Annotated in this window: 19 protein-coding genes; 7 read left to right on the top strand and 12 right to left on the bottom strand. The window is 65.1% G+C overall.

The features are described from left to right. Positions 1-101: 101 nt before the first annotated feature. The 3 genes from rpoD to rpsU all read right to left on the bottom strand — a co-directional run bounded on the left by rpoD (position 102) and on the right by rpsU (position 4,373). Positions 102-1,946 (bottom strand): RNA polymerase sigma factor RpoD, encoded by a 1,845-nt coding sequence (gene rpoD / locus BLR71_RS04215; RefSeq protein WP_092523417.1) that lies wholly within the window; start codon positions 1,944-1,946, stop codon positions 102-104. A gap of 232 nt (positions 1,947-2,178) precedes the next feature. Then, complete coding sequence (gene dnaG, locus BLR71_RS04210) at positions 2,179-4,023, bottom strand: DNA primase (protein WP_245696330.1); 1,845 nt, start codon at positions 4,021-4,023, stop codon at positions 2,179-2,181. 134 nt (positions 4,024-4,157) lie between these two features. After that, on the bottom strand, positions 4,158-4,373 hold the full coding sequence (rpsU, locus tag BLR71_RS04205; protein WP_016416934.1) for a 30S ribosomal protein S21: 216 nt from the start codon (positions 4,371-4,373) through the stop codon (positions 4,158-4,160). A 295-nt stretch (positions 4,374-4,668) separates the two neighbouring features. Here rpsU and tsaD point away from each other — a divergent pair, with 295 nt between their 5' ends. Then, positions 4,669-5,709 carry a tRNA (adenosine(37)-N6)-threonylcarbamoyltransferase complex transferase subunit TsaD gene (gene tsaD, locus BLR71_RS04200; protein WP_092523415.1) on the top strand — a complete coding sequence of 347 codons (1,041 nt, stop codon included), beginning with the start codon at positions 4,669-4,671 and terminating at the stop codon, positions 5,707-5,709. A 16-nt stretch (positions 5,710-5,725) separates the two neighbouring features. On the opposite strand, the gene plsY is transcribed toward tsaD, so the two are convergent. Then, complete coding sequence (gene plsY / locus BLR71_RS04195; protein ID WP_092523413.1) at positions 5,726-6,346, bottom strand: glycerol-3-phosphate 1-O-acyltransferase PlsY; 621 nt, start codon at positions 6,344-6,346, stop codon at positions 5,726-5,728. 103 nt (positions 6,347-6,449) lie between these two features. Here plsY and folB point away from each other — a divergent pair, with 103 nt between their 5' ends. Together folB and folK are read left to right on the top strand one after the other, a co-directional pair. Further along, the gene (gene folB / locus BLR71_RS04190) at positions 6,450-6,803 is read left to right on the top strand and encodes a dihydroneopterin aldolase (protein WP_092523411.1); all 354 of its coding nucleotides are present in this window, start codon (positions 6,450-6,452) and stop codon (positions 6,801-6,803) included. Further along, positions 6,803-7,324 (top strand): 2-amino-4-hydroxy-6-hydroxymethyldihydropteridine diphosphokinase, encoded by a 522-nt coding sequence (folK, locus tag BLR71_RS04185; protein ID WP_092523409.1) that lies wholly within the window; start codon positions 6,803-6,805, stop codon positions 7,322-7,324. Before folB ends, folK begins: the two co-directional genes overlap by 1 nt. An 82-nt stretch (positions 7,325-7,406) precedes the next feature. On the opposite strand, the gene BLR71_RS04180 is transcribed toward folK, so the two are convergent. From BLR71_RS04180 to BLR71_RS04145, 8 genes are all read right to left on the bottom strand, one after another. Next, positions 7,407-8,591: a tRNA nucleotidyltransferase/poly(A) polymerase-related protein gene (locus BLR71_RS04180; RefSeq protein ID WP_092523407.1), complete on the bottom strand. Its 1,185-nt coding sequence runs from the start codon at positions 8,589-8,591 to the stop codon at positions 7,407-7,409. Next, the gene (gene glpE, locus BLR71_RS04175; protein WP_092523405.1) at positions 8,588-8,926 is read right to left on the bottom strand and encodes a thiosulfate sulfurtransferase GlpE; all 339 of its coding nucleotides are present in this window, start codon (positions 8,924-8,926) and stop codon (positions 8,588-8,590) included. Before glpE ends, BLR71_RS04180 begins: the two co-directional genes overlap by 4 nt. A 52-nt stretch (positions 8,927-8,978) precedes the next feature. Next, positions 8,979-9,800 (bottom strand): symmetrical bis(5'-nucleosyl)-tetraphosphatase, encoded by an 822-nt coding sequence (locus BLR71_RS04170; RefSeq protein WP_092523403.1) that lies wholly within the window; start codon positions 9,798-9,800, stop codon positions 8,979-8,981. A gap of 135 nt (positions 9,801-9,935) precedes the next feature. Continuing rightward, the gene (gene apaG, locus BLR71_RS04165; RefSeq protein ID WP_092523401.1) at positions 9,936-10,334 is read right to left on the bottom strand and encodes a Co2+/Mg2+ efflux protein ApaG; all 399 of its coding nucleotides are present in this window, start codon (positions 10,332-10,334) and stop codon (positions 9,936-9,938) included. Beyond that, positions 10,331-11,137, bottom strand: a complete 807-nt coding sequence (gene rsmA / locus BLR71_RS04160; RefSeq protein ID WP_092523399.1) for a 16S rRNA (adenine(1518)-N(6)/adenine(1519)-N(6))-dimethyltransferase RsmA — start codon at positions 11,135-11,137, stop codon at positions 10,331-10,333. The genes apaG and rsmA overlap by 4 nt, the downstream gene beginning before the upstream one ends. Positions 11,138-11,253: 116 nt before the next feature. Then, positions 11,254-12,321 carry a 4-hydroxythreonine-4-phosphate dehydrogenase PdxA gene (gene pdxA, locus BLR71_RS04155; RefSeq protein WP_092523397.1) on the bottom strand — a complete coding sequence of 356 codons (1,068 nt, stop codon included), beginning with the start codon at positions 12,319-12,321 and terminating at the stop codon, positions 11,254-11,256. After that, positions 12,318-13,310 carry a peptidylprolyl isomerase gene (locus tag BLR71_RS04150; protein WP_092523395.1) on the bottom strand — a complete coding sequence of 331 codons (993 nt, stop codon included), beginning with the start codon at positions 13,308-13,310 and terminating at the stop codon, positions 12,318-12,320. The genes pdxA and BLR71_RS04150 overlap by 4 nt, the downstream gene beginning before the upstream one ends. Positions 13,311-13,360: 50 nt before the next feature. Further along, entirely contained in the window at positions 13,361-15,808 is a 2,448-nt protein-coding gene (locus BLR71_RS04145; RefSeq protein ID WP_092523393.1) for an LPS-assembly protein LptD, read from the bottom strand. A 189-nt stretch (positions 15,809-15,997) separates the two neighbouring features. Between BLR71_RS04145 and BLR71_RS04140 the strand changes: the two genes are divergently transcribed. The 4 genes from BLR71_RS04140 (at position 15,998) to speD (ending at position 19,200) form a co-directional block, all read left to right on the top strand. Next, complete coding sequence (locus tag BLR71_RS04140) at positions 15,998-17,062, top strand: aminoglycoside phosphotransferase family protein (protein ID WP_092523391.1); 1,065 nt, start codon at positions 15,998-16,000, stop codon at positions 17,060-17,062. After that, on the top strand, positions 17,059-17,730 hold the full coding sequence (murU, locus tag BLR71_RS04135) for an N-acetylmuramate alpha-1-phosphate uridylyltransferase MurU (protein ID WP_092523389.1): 672 nt from the start codon (positions 17,059-17,061) through the stop codon (positions 17,728-17,730). Before BLR71_RS04140 ends, murU begins: the two co-directional genes overlap by 4 nt. 127 nt (positions 17,731-17,857) lie before the next feature. Next, a complete protein-coding gene (locus BLR71_RS04130; RefSeq protein ID WP_092523387.1) occupies positions 17,858-18,277 on the top strand; it encodes an OsmC family protein in 420 nt (139 codons plus the stop codon). Between the two features lie 128 nt (positions 18,278-18,405). Then, positions 18,406-19,200, top strand: a complete 795-nt coding sequence (speD, locus tag BLR71_RS04125; RefSeq protein ID WP_092523385.1) for an adenosylmethionine decarboxylase — start codon at positions 18,406-18,408, stop codon at positions 19,198-19,200. Positions 19,201-19,208 lie beyond the last annotated feature (8 nt).

The following is a 19,208-nucleotide window of genomic DNA, read 5'->3' as shown; positions in this document are numbered from 1 at the left end:
GGCCTTTTCATATCAGCAACCGAGGTATCGCAGGCGACACCCAGGCGCTTTGTGCCGGACCATTTGTGCCGGACCATTTGCGCCGGACTATTTGCGCCGGACTATTCGTCCAAGAAGGAGCGTAGCGACTCGGAGCGCGACGGATGGCGCAGCTTGCGCAGCGCCTTGGCCTCGATCTGACGGATGCGCTCGCGGGTGACATCGAACTGCTTGCCGACCTCCTCGAGGGTGTGGTCGGTATTCATGTCGATACCGAAACGCATGCGCAGCACCTTGGCCTCGCGAGCGGTCAAGCCGCCGAGCACGTTGCGGGTCGCCTCGATCAGGCCCTCACCGGTGGCCAAATCGATGGGCAGCAGCATGGTGCCGTCCTCGATGAAGTCACCCAGGTGCGAATCGTCATCGTCACCGATCGGCGTCTCCATGGAGATCGGCTCCTTGGCGATCTTGAGTACCTTGCGGACCTTGTCCTCGGGCATCTCGAGACGTTCGCCAAGTTCCTCAGGCGTCGGCTCGCGCCCCATCTCCTGCAGCATCTGCCGCGATACGCGGTTGAGCTTGTTGATGGTCTCGATCATGTGCACCGGAATACGAATGGTGCGCGCCTGGTCAGCGATCGAACGCGTGATCGCCTGACGAATCCACCAGGTAGCATAGGTCGAGAACTTGTAACCGCGACGGTATTCGAACTTATCGACCGCCTTCATCAGGCCGATATTGCCTTCCTGGATCAGGTCGAGGAACTGCAGGCCACGGTTGGTGTACTTCTTGGCAATCGAGATCACCAGGCGCAGGTTGGCCTCGACCATCTCCTTCTTGGCCCGGCGTGCCTTGGCCTCACCGATCGACAGGCGACGATTGACCTCTTTCAGCTCCGGCACCTGAAGCTGCACCATGTCTTCTTCGAAGGCGATCTTGCGCTGCGCCCGGGCAACGTCGCCTCGGAACGGCTCAAGGCGATCCTTGTAGCGCGCATTGGCCTCGAAGAACTCATCCAGCCACTCACTGCGAGACTCGTTGCCAGGGAACGATTTGATGAAGGTCTTGCGCGGCACCTTACCCTTCTTGACGAAGAGCTGAAGGATGGCCTTCTCTTGGTTGCGGACCTGCTCGACGCTGATCCGCACCTGACCGACCAGGCGCTCGAAGTGCTTGGGCACCAGCTTGATCGGCGAGAACAACTCGGCGAGACGCGCCTGTTCGGCATTGGCCTGCTTGGAACCACGACCGTGCTTCTCAAGGGCTGCCTGAACGGCGGCGTTCTGCTCACGTATCTGCTCGAAGCGTGCCTTGGCTTCCTCGGGATCGGGACCGCTGGTGGTCTCCTCTTCCTCGGCGTCCTCATCGTCTTCGTCGCCGTCACTATCGGCGGAATCGCTCACCGGCTCCTCGACGACTTCCGCTTCGGCAACGCCCGGGATGCCCTCATCGGGGTCGATGAAGCCGGAGAACAGGTCGGACAGGCGGCCGGGCGCCTCTTCGTCCTGCGTGCCGTCATAGACCTCGAGGACGGACTCGACCGCACCCGGCAGATACGCCAGGGCCGACATCACCTCACGGGTGCCTTCCTCGATGCGCTTGGCGATCTTGATCTCGCCTTCGCGGGTCAGCAGTTCGACGGTACCCATCTCGCGCATGTACATGCGAACGGGGTCGGTGGTGCGGCCGACATCGCTTTCCACAGCCGCCAATGCCGCCACTGCCTCTTCGGCAGCGTGCTCATCGGTGGAGTGGTCCGCCATCATCAAAGTGTCTTCATCGGGGGCTTCTTCAACGACATTGATACCCATGTCGTTGATCATGCCGATGATGTCTTCCACTTGATCCGGGTCGGCGATATCCTCGGGAAGGTGGTCGTTGACCTCGGCATAGGTCAGGTAACCCTGTTCCTTGCCGCGCGCGATCAACTCCTTCAGACGTGACTGCTGCTGCGCATTTCCAGCCATAGAAACCCTATCTCGACGAAGAAGAATGAAGCACCCGAACGATCAGGCATGAAAAATCCATAAAGCCGATCAGTATAGCGGTAAGAAGGGCTATTCCGCCAGTATTGCGTTTGCGGTGCCGTTCAGGTGTGTTAGGTTGTTTGGTTGTGCTCGGGAATGAGCATTGCGATACCTCTTAGATGGTGCTGGTACGCAACAATTCAACCCCGCCGCACATTTGTGTCGCCGCTCGTCAGCGGTTGAGCGACATCAGCAACTCCATCAGGCGCTGCTTCTCTTCCCGTGAGAGCCGCTGCCCGCCCTTTTCCTTGGCCAACAAGGCCGCGTACTCGCTTTCCGGTGTCTGGCGCGACCGGGCACGACAAAAGTGCTCTACCAGCCCATCCAGCTCGGTTGCGCGCGCCGCCGGCGGCATCAAGAGCTCGCGCCGCGCCAGCTGCGCCAGGCGCTCGCCCTCCTGAGAGCCATGAAAGTGCGCCAGTAGCACTTGCACGCTGCGATAGCGCCCGGCTCGCAGCAGTTTGACCAACTCCTTGAGCAGCGCCCCATCGCCGTCCCCCTCGGGACACCAATCCAGCGACTCCGGCAGCCTGTCGACCAGGGTCGGCTCATGCACCAAAAGCTGCAGTGCCCGCGCAATCAAGCTCATGGCGCCGCTGCGCTTTGCGGCAAGGGGGGCGCCCCCTCGAGCCACTTGGCCATTCGGCTCGCCCCAGGCGTCGGCGGGCATATCGTCCTGCGCCTCCAGGCCATTGGGCTCTGCCGGCGCCTTGGCGGCCAACAGCGCCGCAAAGCGCGCCTGATCGACGCCGGTTCGCGAGGACAGTTCGCTGAGCATCAGCGACTTCAACACTCCCTCCGGCAACTGCTCAATGGCCTTGAGCACCTGACTGGCATAGCGCTCGCGATCCTCGACGCTTGCTAGGTCGCGCCCGCGGCCGGCCTGTTCGAACAGGAACTCCGACAGCGGGCTGGCGCAGGTCACCCTATCCTGGAAGGCATCGGGGCCTTCGCGGCGCACCAGACTGTCTGGGTCCTCGCCCTCGGGCAGGAACAGGAAGCGGGCCTGACGCCCATCGATCATCAGCGGCAGCACGGTGGCCAGCGCCCGACTGGCTGCCTGGCGACCGGCCTGGTCACCGTCGAAGCAGAACACCACCTCGCCGACCATGCGAAACAGCCGCGTCAGATGCTCCTCGCTGGTCGAGGTACCAAGCGTTGCCACGGCGTTGCGAATGCCGAACTGGGCAAGCGCCACCACGTCCATATAGCCTTCGACGATCAGCACCCGCTCGAGGTGGCGATTGGCCTGGCGCGCCTCATAAAGACCGTAGAGCTCGCGCCCCTTGTGAAACACCGGGCTTTCCGGCGAGTTCAGGTACTTCGGCTTGGCATCGCCAAGCACCCGACCACCAAAGGCAATGGTGCGCCCCTTGAAGTCGCGAATCGGGAACACGACCCGGTCACGAAAACGATCATAGGTGCGGCCGCTATCCTCGCGATGGACCAGCAGACCATACTCGACCTGCACCGCCTCCGAGACGCCCTGGCTGGTTAGGTGCTTCTTGAGCGCCTCCCAGTCATCGGGGGCATAGCCGATGGCGAACTCCGCCTGCACCTCGGGCGACAGGTCGCGCCGCTTCAGATACTCCCTGGCCTGCTCGGCCTCGGGCATCTTCAGCCGCTCACGGAAGAAACTCGCCGCCAGCTCTAGAAGATTGACGCCTTCCTTGCGCTTCTGTTCCCTGGCCTGAGCACGAGGATCGTCGGCACCTTCCCGAGGCACCTCCATCCCCTGGCGCGCGGCCAACTGCTCAACGGCCTCGGGAAAGCGCAGGTTGTCGTACTCCATCAGGAAGCGCAGCGCGTTGCCGTGCGCTCCGCAGCCGAAGCAGTGATAGAACTGCTTGTCCTGACTGACGGTAAAAGAGGGTGACTTTTCCTGATGGAAAGGACATAGCCCCGCGTGGTTGCGCCCGTTCTTCTTGAGCGCTACCCGCTCACCAACGACCTCGACCACATCCACACGGGCGAGCAGGTCATCAATGAAGCGTTGCGGTATCTGGCCCATGGCCATCGCGAGTCATCCTGAAAAACGGCGATACGTGCCCGCCTCGGAACCTCCCGACGCGACCACTAGAAAAACAAACGGCCACCGTATGGCGGCCGCTTGGCATCCCTCTAGGACGGCGTGGCCGCCCTTAGTACGGATTAATACAGCCGTTCGAAACGCTTGCGCTCGCGCTGGAGCTTCTTGGCGTGACGCTTGACGGCGGCAGCGGCCTTACGCTTGCGCTCGGCGGTCGGCTTCTCGTAGTGCTCGCGACGACGCACTTCGGACAGAACACCGGCTTTTTCGCAGGAACGCTTGAAGCGACGCAGCGCGACGTCGAACGGCTCGTTATCACGTACTTTGACAGAAGGCATTAAGCACTCACCTACCTTGGAATCATGAGTTCGGTTTGAACGCACGCCTCGAGTCTTATCGCATCGCTTGAAACATAACGTCCAAGCCGCCTTGGGGCGACGCAGGGAATCATGAGGAAGAAGCAAGATGCGGAGTGGAACCCGGGCGCACGACCCAGTCATACAGCGCACAGTATTCTAGTCGTGGCCAGACGACATTGCAAACCTTGATGCCCTGCCGGTGCCCGATGCCGCCCAAAGCACGTATAATGCTCGGTTTACTGTTAGCCAGATACCATGAGCCTGGGGCCTTACCATGCGCGTATTAGGGATCGAGACATCCTGCGACGAGACCGGCGTTGCCCTCTTTGACACGGAGCGCGGCCTGGTCGCCGACGCTCTCTACAGCCAGATCGCCATGCACGCCGATTACGGCGGCGTGGTGCCGGAACTCGCCTCACGCGACCATACCCGCAAGCTGCTACCGCTGATCGAGGACGTCCTGAACGACGCCGGCATGACCCGTGCCGAGCTCGACGGCATCGCCTATACCGCAGGCCCGGGCCTGGTCGGCGCGCTGATGGTCGGCGCCTCCACCGCCCACGGCCTGGCCCGGGCGCTGAATATTCCGGTGCTCGGCGTGCATCACATGGAAGGCCACCTGCTAGCCCCCATGCTCGAGGATGAGCCGCCGGCGTTTCCTTTCGTTGCCCTGCTGGTATCGGGTGGCCACACCCAACTGGTCGAGGTGCGCGGGCTCGGCGACTATGAACTGCTGGGCGAGTCGGTGGACGATGCCGCCGGCGAAGCCTTCGACAAGGCCGCCAAGATGCTGGGCCTCGAGTATCCCGGCGGCCCTAATGTGGCGCGGCTGGCCGAGCAGGGCGACCCGACGCGCTTTCGCTTTCCGCGCCCGATGACCGACCGGCCAGGTCTCGACTTCAGCTTCTCTGGGCTCAAGACCCATATGCTGACCGCGGTCCGCTCGCTCAGGGAAGCCGGGCAACTCGATGACCAGGCCCGCGCCGACGTTGCCCGCGCCTTCGAGGAGGCCGTGGTCGATACGCTGGTGATCAAGTGCCGGCGCGCCCTGGATGCCACTGGTTTGAAGCGCCTAGTGGTCGCGGGGGGTGTCAGCGCCAATACCCGGCTTCGCGAACGCCTGGCAGTGGAGACCGGCAAGCGCGGCGCCAAGGCCTTCTATCCTCGCGGGCGCTTCTGCACCGACAACGGCGCCATGATCGCCTATGTGGGAGCCCAGCGCCTAGTGGCCGGCGAGCGGGACGACAGCGCCATGCGCGCCGTACCGCGCTGGCCGCTGGATCAGTTGGCCCCGGCAGGCTCTGCCTCGGCCTGACCGACCGGTGTCGCGTCTACTCCTCGTCACGGGCGCTATCCGCCGATAGCGCCTGCTCGCCGCCACGCCCCAGGCGCTGGATATTCCACACGTGGCGCACCAGCACAAGCAGCGCGAAAACGACGATCACACCGCCATACTCAGGCGCCAGCCACAGGCTGACCAGCGGAGCGAGGGTCGCACTGGCCAGCGACGCCACCGAGGCGGTACGCACCCGCCAGGCCAGCAACGCCCAGCAGGCGGCACTGACCAATGCCACTCCAGGAGTCAGCACCAGCAGCACCCCGAAGGCGCTGGCCACCGCCTTGCCGCCGCGAAAGCGGTGCCAGGGCGGATAGCTATGCCCCAGCAGCACGGCAAGCCCCACCATGCCCTGGGCCCAGGGCGATAACCCCAACGCCTGAGCGGCGAACAGCACCGGCATGCCCTTGGCGGCATCCAGCGTCAGTGTCGCCAGCGCCAGGCGCGGGCCATAGAGGCGCAGCACATTGGAAAACCCCGGGTTGCGCGAGCCGGCCAGGCGCGGGTCGCGCAACCCGGCCAGCCGGCACACGGCCAGCGCACCAAGGGCGCTGCCGCTAAGATAGCCCAGCGCCAGCAGCGGCCCCAAGGTTAGGGCCAGATGACTTGGCGACATAAGGGTCCTCCTGAAGGTCGCGGTCAGTCATGATTCTGCCCGCCGACTCACGTACAATCGAGCGCCGGCAATTCTTACAGACCGACAGGTGGGGGATGCATTGATGGATTGCGTGCTGATCGAGGCGCTCGAAGTAGACACCGTGATTGGCGTCTACGACTGGGAGCGCGACATACTCCAGCGCCTGGTCCTCGACCTGGAGCTGGCTACCGACATCCGCCCCGCCGCGGCCGATGACGATATCGCCAAGACGCTCGACTATGCGGCCATCAGCGAGCGTATCGCCGCCTTCGCCAGCGAGCATGACTTCGCCCTGGTGGAGACCTTCGCCGAGCGCCTGGCCGCCACCCTGCGCGAAGAATTCGCCATCGCTTGGCTGACCCTTGCGGTGCGCAAGCCCGGCGCCGTGGCCAACGCCAGCGCCGTCGGCGTGCGCATCACCCGGGGCGAGTCATGATGAACCGCGTCACCGTCAGTATCGGCAGCAACATCGAGCGCGAGCAGCATGTCCTGACCTGCCTCGATGCCCTTCACGCCGCCTTCGGCGAGCTTGTCGTGTCGCGGGTCTTCGAGAGCGAACCGGTAGGTTTCGAAGACGGGCGCAACTTCTACAACCTGGTGGCGGCCTTTGACAGCGACGCCTCGGTGGGCGAGCTCCAAGCCTGGTGCAAGCGCCTGGAATTCGCCAACGGCCGAGTGAAGAACAGCGCCAAGTTCAGCCCCCGCACCCTCGACATCGACCTGCTGACGGTGGGCGCACTCACCGGCAAGCATGACGGCGTCGAACTGCCCCGCGACGAAATCACCGAGCATGCCTTCGTCTTGAAGCCGCTGGCCGAACTGCTGCCCGAGGCCACTCATCCGCTCAACGGCCAGCGCTATGACCGCCTGTGGCAAGCCTTCGACCCCGGTGACCAGCGGCTGTGGCCGGTGGATTTCCGCTGGCGTCAGCAGTGGATTTCCCGCGCCGACGTGTAGCGCGACACCTGAACACAGGTGCGAAGCTGGTATAGCGAACTCCCGGGGCCAGAATCACGGCCCGCTCGCCCATCCAGGCTCACTAAGACTCAGCCAAGTGTGCGGCCAGCACCTCGGCGATCGCCGCCTGGCGTCGCCGGTCGAGCTCCTCGCCCAGCGCCTTGCCCTTGAAGCCCTCCTCGAGCAGCGCCTTTGGCGCAATCGCCTGGGCTGCCCGATAGGCCGCACCCAGCGTTCGAGCGAGCTCGGGCGCGTCCAGCGCCAACAGGCGCAACTGGGGCGCCAGGCGCTCGTCGCGCCGCCAGGCATCGATGCCGTCATACCAGCCGAGCACCTGGTCCGCGGAGAGCCCGGCGGCTTCACTGTCCAAGCGCAGCGCTCGGGTGCGGGCGGCCTGGCGTGCCAGGTCGGCGTAGGCCTTGGGCAGCTTGAGCCGCTCGGCAAGCGCGGCCCTGGCATCGTCGCCAAGGTGCTCGAGGAGTCGCGCCCAGCGCCAACGACGCCGTTCACCCACCTCGCTGTCATCTTGCTCGGGCGCCCCATCGACCTGCGATGAAGGCAGGCAATGCAGCCGCTCCAGGGCGGCGGCCAGCGCTTCACGGTCTTCGAGCAGCTCCGGCATCAGCACCGCCAGTGCCTCACAGTCATCAAGGGCCGTGAAGTAGGCCTCGGGGGAAGGCTCACCCAGCGCCTTCTCGGTTTCGGCCCAGACCCGCTCGGCCACTAGGTGGCCAAGCTCACCGCTCTGGGCGAGCTCGCGCATCAGCGCCAGCGTATCCTCGGCGATCTCGAAGCCGAGTCCCCGATAGCGGGCCAGGAAGCGTGCGGTGCGCAGCACTCGCAGCGGGTCTTCGACGAAGGCCGGTGAGACATGGCGCAGCCGCCTGGCGGCGAGATCCCGCTGGCCGTGGTAAGGATCGACCAGGGTGCCGTCGGCCGACTCGGCCATGGCGTTGATGGTTAGATCGCGCCGCGCCAGGTCCTCCTCGAGGCTGACATCGGGGCTCGCGTGCACCACGAAGCCGGTATAGCCGTGGCCGCGCTTGCGCTCGGTGCGCGCCAGCGCATATTCCTCGTGGGTGACGGGATGCAGGAAGACCGGAAAGTCGCGCCCCACCGGGGTGAAGCCGCGCCGGGTCATGTCCTCGACGCTTGCGCCCACTACCACCCAGTCATGGTCATAGACCGGCCACCCCAGGCGCTTATCGCGCACCGCACCGCCCACGCAATAGACCTCGAGGCCGTCAAGGAAACGATCCTCGCTCATGCCGGCGCCGTGTCAACGCGAGTGGGGTGCTGGGCGGCCCAGCCGGTAAAGCCACCGTCCAGGCTGTAGACACGGGAATAGCCCTGGCCGGCGAGCCAGGTGGCCGCCTGCTGGCTGGAATGCCCGTGGTAGCAGACCACCACCAGGGCGGCGTCCTTGGGCGTCTCGTCGAGCAGCGCTCCGACGCTGGTGTTATCCAGGTGGCGGCTCGCCGGGATATGGCCGCGCGCGAAGCTCATCGGGTCACGGATATCGACCAGCGTCAGCGGCTCACCCTCGTCAAGCCAGGCTTTCAGGGTGGCAATGTCCAGGTGCTCGAAGGGCGTCGCGCTCATGGTAGCTCCAGAGAAATAGGGGGATAAAAACGGCGAGCAACGCGCGGGGCCATCAGCCCCGGGCCAGGCTCGGTTGGCGGATACGCTTGCCGGTGCCGAGGTCCAGGGCGGTCAGGCTACCGCCCCACACGCAGCCGGTGTCCAGTGCCTCGGCGCGGACTCGGCTGCCCGGGGTCACCCCCTCCAAGGCCGCCCAGTGGCCGAACAGAATATGCGGGTCGTCCTCGCGGGCATAGCTGAACCAGGGGGCGAAGCCATCCGGCGCCGAGTCGAGCCCCTCCTTGGCCGAGAAGTCGAGATGTCCGTCGGGGTCGACAAAGCGCATGCGGGTGAAGGCGTTGACGATGAATCGCGCGCGCTCGATACCGTCGAGATCATCCTGCCAGCGGTTGGGGCGATTGCCGTACATCTGCGCCAGAAAACCGCCGGCGTCGGCGGCGAGCCGGTCCTCGACCTCACCTGCAAGCGCCTGGGCCTTGGCGGCCGACCATTCGGGCAACAGCCCGGCATGACACATCACCGTATCGCCGCCATCATGCGGTTCACGCACCATCAGCGGCTGTTGCGTGAGCCAGTCGAGCAGCGCCTCGCGGTCCGGCGCCTCGAGAATCGGCGCCAAGGTATCGGAGCGCTTGGTCGCTGCGCCACCCCGAGCGACCGCCAGCAGATGCAGGTCATGATTGCCAAGGACCACCTGCACCGAATCACCGAGCGCCATCACCTCGCGCAGGCACTCCAGTGAACCTGGGCCACGGTTGACCAGGTCACCGGCCAACCATAGCCGATCGCGGCCCGGCGCGAAGTCGAGCCGCTCGAGTAACGCCATGAACTCCCGGTGGCAGCCCTGCAGATCGCCGATCGCGTAGGTGGTCATGGCATCTCCTGATGAGGTAAGGGATGAAACGAGCGATAACGCCTTGCGCGGGCGGGCGGCGGCTCACACCCGATGTAGCCCCACCGGGCAGTTAGCGCCCATGTCGATCAAGACTTCCAGTCGTGCCGGCCGCGGTCAATGCACCTGATGGGGACCGGCGAGGCGGAAGGGCGCGATGGGCACCTCGATATGCCGCTGAGTGGCGGCATCGACGCAGGTATAGTCGCCCTCCATCACGCCCACCGGCCCATCCAGCACGGCGCGGCTGGTATAGGAAAAGGTCTGGCCGGGGCCGATCATGGGCTGCTTGCCTACTACCCCCTTGCCACGCACTTCCTGCACCTTGCCGCTGCTCTGGGTAATTTTCCAATGCCGCGCCAGTAGCTGAACGCTGTGGGACGAGTGGTTATGCACGGTGACGGTGTAACTGAATACGTAGCGGTCCTCGGCCTCGTCAGACTCCTCGGCGCGAAAGGCCGGCTCGACATCGACGGAGAGCGGCATCATCGCCGCCTCTTGGGAACTGTCGGTCATGCGGCCTCCTCGGCCAGGTGGTCGGCGATGCGCACGAACTCCTCGATGGAGAGCGTCTGCGGGCGCCGGGTCGGGTCGATCCCCAACGCTTCCAGGGCCTCGGCGGACACGCGCCCCTTGAGGTTGTTGCGCAGGGTCTTGCGACGCTGGCCAAAGGCCTCACGGACCAGGTCGAACAGCAGGGCCGGATCCTTGGCCGGATGCGGCAGGGTTGCGTGGGGAGTCAGCCGCACGATGGCCGATTCGACCTTGGGCTGCGGCACGAAGGCTTCCGGCGGCACCACGAACAGCGACTCGACCCGGCAATGGTATTGCGCCAGCACCGACAGCCGCCCCCAGTGGGTGCTGCCGGGCTCGGCGGCCAGGCGTTCGACCACTTCCTTCTGCAACATGAAGTGCATGTCGGCAATCGCCCCGGTGGCCTCGAGCAGATGCACGATTAACGGCGTGGAGATGTTGTAGGGCAGGTTGCCCACCACCCGCAGCGCTGGGCCGTCACCGCGCAGCGCGGCGAAGTCGAACGCCAGGGCATCGCCTTCGTGGATCACGAAGTCAGGGTACTGAAAGAACTGCACACGCAGGCCGGGGATCAGGTCACGGTCGAGCTCGATCACCTCAAGGGCGCCACCGGCGGCCTCGATCAACGGCTCGGTCAGCGCGCCCTGGCCGGGGCCGATCTCGACCAGACGCTCGCCGGCACGCGGGTCGATGGCCCGCACGATGCGCGAAATGATGCCCGTATCGCGTAGGAAGTTCTGGCCGAAGCGCTTGCGGGCCCGATGCATGGGTGGGCGTGAAGACATGCGATGGATGATCCTTTGGTTCTGACAGGGGTTAACGCTTACCGACAGCGAGTCCGACATCGACCGGCGATGGCGGCCCAGCACGCTTGCGGAAGTAAACGCACGGCTAGGGCCGGCTAGGGCTGGGTTCCGCAGGCGGCCATTTCGGCCGCCAGATTCAAGGCGACGCGCAGGCTGCCGGCGTCGGCGACGCCACGCCCGGCAAGATCCAGGGCGGTGCCGTGATCCACCGAGGTGCGAACCAGCGGCAGGCCCAAGGTAATGTTGGCGGCGCGTCCGAAGCCTGCGTACTTGAGTACGGCGAGCCCCTGATCATGATACATCGCCAACACCGCGTCGGCGTCATCGAGATGGCGCGGCGTGAAGAGGGTATCGGCAGGATAGGGGCCACGCACGTCGAACCCTTCGGCTGCCAGGCGCTCAAGCGTCGGGGTGATGGTCTCGAGTTCCTCGCGGCCGAGATGGCCATCCTCGCCGGCATGGGGGTTCAAGCCACAGACCTTGAGACGCGGCGCAGCGAGGCCGAAATAGCGCTTTAGGTCGGCATCGAGAATGCGCAGCACCCGGCTCAGCCCCTCGGCGGTGATGGCATCGGCGACCTCGCGCAGCGGCAGGTGCGTCGTGGCCAGCGCCACCCGCAGAGCGCAAGGAGACGGCCCCTCGAGCTGCCCGTGGAGCGCCTGATCGGTGGCCAGCATCATCACCACCTCTTCGACCCCGCAGGCATCGCGCAGGTACTCGGTATGGCCGGTAAAGCCCGCCTGGCCACCTTCGATGATCACACCCTTGTGCAGCGGCGCGGTCACCATGCCCTGGGCCTGGCCCTCGCGGCAGGCGGCGACGGCCAGGTCCAGGATTTCGAGCACATAGGCGCCGTTGGCGGGGTCGAGTTCACCGACGCGGCACGGCGCCTTGAGGGCCACTGGCCACACCGGCAGCACGCCGGGGCACGGCGCCGGCGGCGTCTCGCCTGGCGCCAGCACCTTGACCGTGACGCCAAGCCCCAACTCTTGGGCTCGCGCCTCGAGCAGCGAGGGATCCCCCACCGCCACGACGCTGAAATCCGGGGCGACGCCGGCGCCTGACGCGGCTCCGGCGAAGCCCTCGGCGGCCAGCATCAGCGCCAGTTCCGGGCCGATCCCGGCGGGTTCGCCGGTGGTCAGCGCCAGTACCGGCTGGATCATGAGGCGCCGGACTCATTCAGGCGATTGTCGATGTAGGCATCGGCGCGGATCTCCTGCAGCCAGACCTCCATCTCGTCATTGGCCTTGCGCTGGAAGAGGGTCTGGCGGACCTGATCACGCTGGGTCAGGTTGCGGCCCTGGCCGCCTTCGCGGTCGGACAGCTTGACCAGGTGGAAGCCGCTGGGGCTTCGGATCGGCTCAGAGACTTCACCCACGTCCAGCGACGGCACGGCATTGGTGAAGATGCTGGGTATCTCGGCGGCCGCGCGCCAACCCAGATCGCCGCCGTTCAGCGCCTGGCCACCGTCGGACTCGGCGGCCGCCAGGCTGGCGAAATCGGCGCCATTCTCAAGCTGGCGACGCAGGTCCTCGATCTTGTCGCGCGCATCGTCGATCTGCGCTTGGCTCGGCGACTGAGGCAGCGCGACCATGATGTGCGCCAGGCGATAGCGCACGCCGTCGTTGGCGCCCTGCTGCTCCAGATAGCGATCTACTTCGCGTTCGCTGACGGTAACCCGACTGGCCACGCGGCGCTGCTGAAGCTGGCGCATCAGAAGCTCGCGACGCACGTCCTCGCGCACCGCGGCAAGCGAAAGGCCATCGGCCTCGAGGGTATCGGCAAACGCCTCGAGGCTCATGCCGTTATTCTCGGCGACGCTACGCACCGTGCGATTGAGCTCGGTGTCATCGACGCTCAGGTTGGCATCGCGGGCCATCTGCAGCTGGATTTCTTCGACGATCATGCGATCCAGCACCTGCTGCTCGAGTGCCGCGTCGCTTGGCGGTGTGACACCGCGCTGGGACAGCTGGTCACGTACCCGGGCGACTCGGCTCTCGAGTTCGCTATACATGATCGCGCCCTCATTGACGACCGCCACGATGTGATCGAGCGGCTTTAACTGCTGGGCCGCTGCCGTCAGCGGGGCCGCGCCCAAGGGCAGGGCCATCATCAGGGCCATGGCCAGCGGGGCGATCAGTCGACTGCGCATATATACCTCATTGACTCGTCTCGTGTGTCGATGCCTTCGCGCCGAAGCGCTCAAAAGGCGGTTGAGCGATAGCCTGGAATGGCTTGCTCGAAATAACTGTCGGCTTCCTGGCCCACTCCGCCGAGGCCCTTGAAGATGAAGCGCAGGAAGATGCCGCGATCGGTATAGTCGTCGGCAATGGTGTTGGCGGTGTCGTTGTCCTCGACCCACTCACGCCATACCAGCTGCAGACCATAGCAGCAGTCGTTCCACTGCACACCCGCCAGGCGCTCCAGCGAGCGGTCGTTGGTGTTGTCGTACAAATAGCGGCCGATCAGGTCGACTTGCTTGCTGGCCTGCAGCGCGAAGGACACATCGAACTCTTCGCGGTTGTAACCGAGCCTGTCTTCGGGGTCGTCGGCAGAGGGATCGAAGCCCTGCAGCTCCCAGCGATAGCCGAGGTTCAGCACATGGCCGCGAGGGTCCCGATAGGCCAGATCGATGCCGTTGCGCTCGGTCACTTCCCGCTCGGTGTCATAGAGCCAGGCGTAGCGAGTGCTCCAGTAATCGTTGATCTGCCAGTCGATGTTCGTCACCAGCGGCGTGCGATCGCGGGTCGCGCGATACCAGGCCGCATAGTTGGTGTCGCGATCCGGCAGCGTATCCGGGTCACCGTTCATGTCGATATAGCGATCTTCGAAGTAAAAGCCCTGGCCGACACCGACATCGAGGCGCTGGCGGCCGCTGTCATCCTCGAGAAGCCGAGAACTGAGGCCGGCCGAAAGACGGTTGAGATCGCCCACCCGATCCACACCGGAGAAGCGATACGGCGACCACAGCTGCCCCCAGGAGAAGGCCCGCTCGTTGGTATCGAAGTCCGGAAATTCCTGCTGATCCTCGGCCGGCACATAGGCATAGTTGAGGCGCGGCTCCAGGGTCTGTCGGTAGCCTTCACCGAAGGCCGAAAGGTCGCGCTCGAAGACCAGGCCGCCATCCAACGAGCTGACCGGCACGGTACGCGAAAGCGTAGTGTCACGGTCGGTATTCAGGTTGCCGTAGTCGAGCTCGTAGGCGGTGTGCAGCAGCTCGACCCTGGGCTCCAAAAAGCCCCAGCTGGGATCGGCTCGCCACCCAAGCGCCGGCGCCAGGTGCACACGGCTACCGGTCGCGGCCTCGCGCAACGGCACTTGCTGCTCGATGACATCACGCCAGAAGTAGGTCGCGTTGGAGCGCCACTGTTGATAGAAGCCATTGTCCTGATCCCAGCGAGCATTGGCGGTCAGGCTCGGCAAACGATAGAAAGGCTTGTCACGCTCGGCCAGCGGATAGTCGAGCCGCTGATATCCCTGGGCGCGGGCTTCGAGTTGCCAGGTATCACCGCTGTAATCGAACAGCGCCAGACGCGGCAGGTAAGCGGTGTCGGACTCGCCGAAATCGCGGCCGAAATCATCGAAGTAACGCCCGTCGCTGGCGGCGCCATAGGCGAGCCGGTAATCCATGCGCTGGTTCAGACGGCCCTGATGGCGGTAATCCACATACCAGCGATCCTCGCCCTCGAAGGCATCGGGCGGATCATTGGGATTGGATGAACTCTTGCCCTGATCGTTGGCCAGATAGGCGCCTTCGATCGTGCCGGCATAGCCCTGTTGCGAGGGGCCCTGCTGCAAATAGCGGAACTCACCGCCCAGCAGGAAACCACGGTCACTAATGAAGCGCGGCGTCAGGGTCGCGTCGTAATTCGGCGCCAGGTTGAAGTAATAAGGCTGGGCGTAGTCGAGGCCATCGCCGGAGGCACTGAGCACCGGCCACAGGAAGCCACTCTGGCGGCGATCGTCGATCGGAAAACGCACCCAAGGCCAGTAGAAGACCGGCACATCCTGGACTTCGAGGCGAGCGTGGGTGGCGGTTCCGAAGCCTGCCTCGCGATCCAGCAAGATATCGCTGCCCACCAGCCGCCACGCCTGGCTGCCCGGCTCACAGGTCGTGAAACTGGCGTCGGTGAGCCGGTAGCGGCCATCCTCGAGGCGGGCCAAGCGCTGGGCGTCCCCACGCAGGCGAGCCTCGTGGGCCACGTAGTGCGCGACATCCACCGAAGCCGCATCGCTCTGCAGCGACACCTCGGCGGCATCGCCGCGCACCAGTAGCCCCTGGTCGCGCAGGGCCAGCGGCCCCGTTACCTGGGCGCTCTCCCGCGCGGGCCCCACCCGCACCTCGGGTGCCTCGACCTGGCTGTTATCGCGGCGCAGCAGCACTTCGCCGGCCAGACTCACCGAGCCGTCTTCGCCATAGCGAGCCCGGTCCGAGGAAGAACTGACGTCGCCGGGGGTGTCGGCGGGCGGCAGCCGATATGGCGGCATCACGTAGCGGCCGCGGCACAGCGCCCCTGAAGGCGCATCATCGCCCCAGGGTTGCCAATCGAGCTGTTCCGCTGGCAGGGGCGCCGGCGGCGCTGCCAGGGCGTTACCGCCGGCAACGGCGGTGAGGCCGGCCAGGGCAGTCCAGTAGAGTCGCTTGCCCATCTTCCTCGCTGTCCTTGACGGGTGAAATCGGTATTATACAGGCCGAATCCCGGCTGTCTGCCACCGCTCGGCCGGCGCTGCTGCTGGCTGTCGATGATCCGGCCATTGACGAGCACGGATTGCAGCATGCGCGGCGCCCGAGTGAGCGTCAACAACTACGCCGCGACACGCATCACCACAGGAGAGCCCATGACCTCGGCAGACCCCGCGCGCCTAGGCCCCCTCACCGACTGGGCGGCCGAGCAATACGGCCTGGCCCCCGACGCGCTCAGGCTGACCCTGGCCGCCGGCGACGCCAGCTTTCGCCGTTATTATCGTCTGACGCTGCCCGACGGCGCCACCCGCATCCTGATGGACGCCCCGCCGGCACAGGAAGACAGTCGGCCTTTTCTTGCCATCGCCGGCGACTGGCTGGCCGCCGGGCTACCGGTACCGCGAGTGCATCACGCGGACCTGGACCTGGGCTTCTTGGCACTCGATGACCTGGGTGACACCCCGCTGCAGAATAGCTTCACCTCGCACGAGGCCACTATCGACGGCTTCGAGAAGGCCATCGCCCTGATCCATGAGCTTCAGGCCAAGGCCCCTCAGGATGCCCTGCCGATCTACGACGCGGCGCTGCTGACCCGCGAGCTCGAGCTGTTTCCCGAATGGTGCCTGGAGGGCCTTCTAGGCATCGCCCCGCCGCCCGTCTGGGCGGAACTGGTCACCCAACTCGTCGACAGCGCCCTCGAGCAGCCTCGCTTCGTCGTGCATCGGGACTTCGACGCCATGAACCTGATGCGTGCAGCAGATGACGCTCTGGTGATGATCGACTTCCAGGACGCCGTGGCAGGCCCCCTGAGCTATGATCTGATCTCGCTGACACGCGGGCGCTACCGGCGCTTCGACGCCGCGACCCTTCGCCACTGGCAGGCCGCCTTTCGCGAGCGCGCTATCGCCGATGACCGCCTGGATCCAGCCATCGACGCCGAACGTTTCCACTTCTGGTGCGATGCCATGGCGGCCCAGCGCAGCCTCAAGGTACTCGGCATCTTCTGTCGCCTGACCCTGCGCGACGGCAAGCACGGCTACCTTGCCCGCCTGCCTCACTTTTTGTCTCACCTAAACGACAGCCTGGCCTCCTGGTCCGCCTTCGCCGACCTGCGCCAATGGCTGCAGACGACCTTTACTCCGGCTCTCGAGGAGACCCTGACGGCGCGAGGCATCGAGACGCCGGCAAGCGAGTTGATGACGCGGGAGACGACGGCATGAAGGCGATGATCCTGGCGGCCGGGCTCGGCAAGCGCATGCGCCCGCTGACCGACCACTGCCCCAAACCGCTGCTGCCGGTGGCCGGCAAACCGCTGATCGTTCACCACCTGGAGCGCCTGGCCGCCGCCGGCATCACCGAGGTGGTGATCAACGTAAGCTACCGAGCCGAACAGATCATCGCGGCACTGGGCGATGGAGCGGCCCATGGGGTCAGTATCGCCTGGAGCCGGGAAGATAGCCCCCTGGAGACCGGCGGTGGCATCCAGAAGGCGCTGCCGCTGCTCGGCGAGGCGCCCTTCCTGCTGATCAACGGCGACGTGTGGTGCGCACCGGACCTCACCCGGCTGCCGGTGCTCGCGGAGGATATCGCCCACCTGTGGCTGGTCGACAACCCCGGCCACCATCCGGACGGCGACTTCCATCTGGACGCTGCAGGGCGTGTAGATGACGGCGGCGAGCCGCGCCTGACCTTCGCCGGTCTCAGTCTGATCGACCCGGCACTGGTGGCCGACCAGGCACCCGGCGCCTTCGCCCTGGCCCCGCTGCTAAGAGACGCCATGACCAAGGACCGGGTGTCGGGCCATCACCACCGCGGCCCCTGGGTCGATGTGGGCACGCCTGAGCGCCTAGCCGAACTGGATACCCGGCTGCGTGCCATGGCAGAGTAAGTGCCTCGTTTTTTCTTGCGTAGCGCAAAACGCATCGCCCAACGCCGCGTTGGCGCCACAAACCGGCGTCATCCTGTGGGTGGCGTATCTATTTATTGATATTGATGCCAGACGGAGAAGTTGCCTCATGAAAGCCAGCGTCAAGTGGACCGACGGTCGTCAGTTCGTCGCCGAATCGGGCAGCGGCCACAGCGTGGTGATCGACGGTCCCCCCGACCACGGCGGCCGCGACACCGGCCCCCGCCCCATGGAGATGATGCTGATGGGGCTCGGCGCCTGCACGTCCTTCGATGTGCTGCAGATTCTCGAGAAGTCCCGCGCCCCGGTCAGCGATTGCGTGGCCAGCGTCGAGGCCGAGCGCGCCGACAGCGTGCCCAGCGTCTTCACCAAGATCCATGTGCATTTCACGGTGACCGGCCAGGGCCTCAAGGAGAAGCAGGTCGAGCGGGCGGTGGCCCTCTCGGCAGAGAAATACTGCAGCGCCTCCATCATGCTCGCCAGCGGTGGCGTCGAAGTGACACACTCCGTGACTATCGTAGAAGCGTGACCCGTTAGAAAACTCCCCGGAGCAGGTGCGCCTGTGTCCCGGGGTGTGCATAATACGCGCCTTTCATGCAGCCCCGGCCTAGTCCGACAGGCATACCACGCACTCAAGCACCTGAGGGAGGCTCGGACGTGAGCAACAATCTCCGACTCCACGGCTTCAACAACCTGACCAGTTCGTTGAGCTTCAACATCTACGACATCTGCTACGCCAAGACCGAAGAGCAGCGTCGGGCCTACATCGACTACATCGATGAGCTCTACAACGCCGAACGGCTGACGCAGATCCTCAAGGATGTCACCAACATCATCGGCGCCCATGTGCTCAACATTTCGCGTCAGGACTACGAGCCCCACGGTGCCAGCGTGACCATTTTGATCGCCGAGCACGAGCTCGAGGACCCAGCGCCGGAGCAGACGGCGCCTGGCCCGGGCCCGCTGCCGGAAACCGTGGTCGGTCACTTGGACAAGAGCCACGTCACGGTGCACAGCTACCCGGAATCTCACCCGGATAACGGCATCAGCACCTTCCGCCTGGACATCGACGTCTCGACCTGCGGCATGATCAGCCCCCTCAAGGCGTTGAACTACCTGATCCACAGCTTCGATTCCGACATCGTCACCATGGACTACCGGGTGCGCGGCTTCACCCGCGACGTCGACGGCAAGAAGCTGTTCATCGACCATGCCATTACCTCGATCCAGGACTACCTGGCCGAGGACACCAAGAACGCCTATCAGATGGTCGACGTCAACGTCTATCAGGAAAACATGTTCCACACCAAGATGTTGCTGAAGGACTTCGAACTCGACAACTATCTGTTCGGCACCTCGCGGCGCGACCTGACCTTCGAGGAAGCCCGCAACATCGAGAGTCGCCTGCGCAAGGAGATGCTCGAAATCTTCTACTCGCGCAATATGGACTAGCCCGCGCG

This window comes from Onishia taeanensis, assembly GCF_900100755.1.
Taxonomy (GTDB): domain Bacteria; phylum Pseudomonadota; class Gammaproteobacteria; order Pseudomonadales; family Halomonadaceae; genus Onishia; species Onishia taeanensis.
This window is presented reverse-complemented; position numbering and strand designations above follow the sequence as displayed.